Raw genomic sequence first — 2879 nt, 5'->3', positions numbered from 1 at the left:
AAGCAATATTGTAAATACTTTAATAAGCTGACCAAAAGACTCTTGTGGTCAAGCCCTCGACCTATTAGTACTGCCAAGCTAAATGCCTCACGACACTTACACACGCAGCCTATCAACCTCGTAGTCCTCAAGGGGTCTTACTTGCTTATGCAATGGGATATCTAATCTTGGAGTCGGCTTCACGCTTAGATGCTTTCAGCGTTTATCCGTTCCGTACGTAGCTGCCCAGCCGTGCCATTGGCATGACAACTGGTGCACCAGAGGTACGTCCATCCCGGTCCTCTCGTACTAAGGACAGAGCTCCTCAAATATCCTGCGCCCACGACAGATAGGGACCGAACTGTCTCGCGACGTTCTGAACCCAGCTCGCGTACCACTTTAATCGGCGAACAGCCGAACCCTTGGGACCGAATACAGCCCCAGGATGTGATGAGCCGACATCGAGGTGCCAAACCTCCCCGTCGATGTGGACTCTTGGGGGAGATCAGCCTGTTATCCCCAGGGTAGCTTTTATCCGTTGAGCGACGGCATTTCCATTCACATACCGCCGGATCACTAACTCCAACTTTCGTTACTGCTCGGACCGTCATCCTCGCAGTTAGGCTGGCTTTTGCGTTTACACTCAGAGGCACGGTTTCCGTCCGTGCTGAGCCAACCTTTGAGCGCCTCCGTTACCTTTTCGGAGGCGACCGCCCCAGTCAAACTGCCCACCTGACAATGTCCCCCGACCGGATTCACGGTCGCAGGTTAGAATTCCAGAAACCTAAGGGCGGTATCCCAACAACGACTCCGTATAAGCTGACGCTCATACTTCCCAGTCTCCCGCCTATCCTGTACATAGATTTCCGAAACCCAATATCAGGCTACAGTAAAGCTCCATGGGGTCTTTCCGTCTTGCCGCAGGTAACCGGCATCTTCACCGGTACTACAATTTCGCCGGGTGGGTAGTTGAGACAGTGCCCAGATCGTTACACCATTCGTGCGGGTCGGAACTTACCCGACAAGGAATTTCGCTACCTTAGGACCGTTATAGTTACGGCCGCCGTTTACCGGGGCTTCAATTCGGAGCTTGCACTCCTCCTCTTAACCTTCCGGCACCGGGCAGGTGTCAGCCCCTATACTTCATCTTTCGATTTGGCAGAGACCTGTGTTTTTGCTAAACAGTCGCCTGGGCCTATTCTCTGCGGCTCTTTCGAGCACTCCTTATTCCGAAGTTACGGAGTCAATTTGCCGAGTTCCTTAACTACCCTTCTCCCGCTGGCCTTAGAATTCTCTTCCTGTCCACCTGTGTCGGTTTGCGGTACGGGCGCCTACTTCTATACACAAAGCTTTTCTCGCCATACGCCACATTTACTTCCCTACTCTAATTTCAGTCCCTTGCGCCCGGGTCAACCATCGCCCAGGTTAAACGCTTTGTATGTGTCCCTTTGTTTAAATTGTAGACGGTAACGGAATATCAACCGTTTGTGCATCGGCTACGCCTTTCGGCCTGACCTTAGCTCCCGACTTACTTGGAGCGGACGAACCTTCCTCCAAAAACCTTAGACTTTCGGCCATTAAGATTCTCACTTAATTCTCGCTACTTATTCCGGCATTCTCACTTCTGTACAGTCCACCGCCGCTTTCGCTACGACTTCACTCCGTACAGAACGCTCTCCTACCATACCTTGCGGTATCCTAAGCTTCGGTGTATAGTTTAGCCCCGTTAAATTTTCGGCGCAGAATCACTCGACCAGTGAGCTATTACGCACTCTTTTAATGAGTGGCTGCTTCTAAGCCAACATCCTGGTTGTCTATGCAATTCCACATCCTTTTCCACTTAACTATACTTTGGGACCTTAGCTGTAGGTCTGGGCTGTTTCCCTTTTGACAATGAAACTTATCTCCCACTGTCTGACTCCTGGAAAACGATTATCTGGCATTCTTAGTTTGATAAGGTTCAGTAACCTCTCGGCCCCTAGCCAATTCAGTGCTTTACCTCCAGTAATCTATTCCAAGGCTAGCCCTAAAGCTATTTCGGAGAGAACCAGCTATCTCCGGGTTCGATTGGAATTTCTCCGCTACCCACACCTCATCCGCTACCATTTCAACGGGAGTCGGTTCGGCCCTCCATGAAGTTTTACCTGCACTTCAGCCTGGACATGGGTAGGTCACCCGGTTTCGGGTCGAATACAACTGACTTCTTACGCCCTATTTAGACTCGCTCTCGCTACGGCTTCACACCTTAAGTGCTTAACCTTGCCAGTTACATTCACTCGCCGGACCATTCTACAAAAGGTACCCGATCGTTCGTTGATGAACTTTCGGTGCTTGTAAACACAAGGTTTCAGGTTCTCTTTCACTCCCCTTCCGGGGTGCTTTTCACCTTTCCTTCACAGTACTTCTTCTCTATCGGTCACCGAGTAGTATTTAGGCTTGGAGGATGGTCCCCCCATATTCCCACCGGGTTTCACGTGTCCGGCGGTACTCTGGATACAGTCTGATGTCTTAACTTTTCGCCTACAGGATTTTCACCTTCTTTGATTGCCCTTCCCATGACATTCGGCTAAATCTCGACAATTCATTATACTGTCCGAACCCCTAACATATTACTACATTAGGTTTGGCCTCTTCCGCGTTCGCTCGCCACTACTTACGGAATCTCAGTTGATTTCTCTTCCTCGCCCTACTTAGATGTTTCAGTTCAGGCGGTTCCCCTCATATACCTATGTATTCAGTATATGATGACCAGACTTTCCTCTGGCCGGATTGCTCCATTCGGAAATCTACGGATATAACGCTCACTTACAGCTCCCCGTAGCTTATCGCAGTTAGTCACGTCCTTCTTCGGCTCTCGGTGCCAAGGCATTCCCCTTGTGCTCTTTGTAGCTTGACCATTT

The 2879-nt window shown here is 50.2% G+C and carries 1 rRNA gene; it reads right to left on the bottom strand.

The annotated features are described in order from the left end of the window. Positions 1-44 precede the first annotated feature (44 nt). Positions 45-2875 (bottom strand): 23S ribosomal RNA (locus H8R91_RS11900). Positions 2876-2879: the final 4 nt, after the last annotated feature.

It is taken from the genome of Ruminococcus intestinalis (genome assembly GCF_014288065.1).
In the GTDB taxonomy this organism is placed as follows: Bacteria; Bacillota; Clostridia; order Oscillospirales; family Acutalibacteraceae; genus Ruminococcoides; species Ruminococcoides intestinale_A.
The sequence above is the reverse complement of the archived record's forward strand: the minus strand, read 5'-3'. Positions and strand labels throughout refer to the sequence as shown.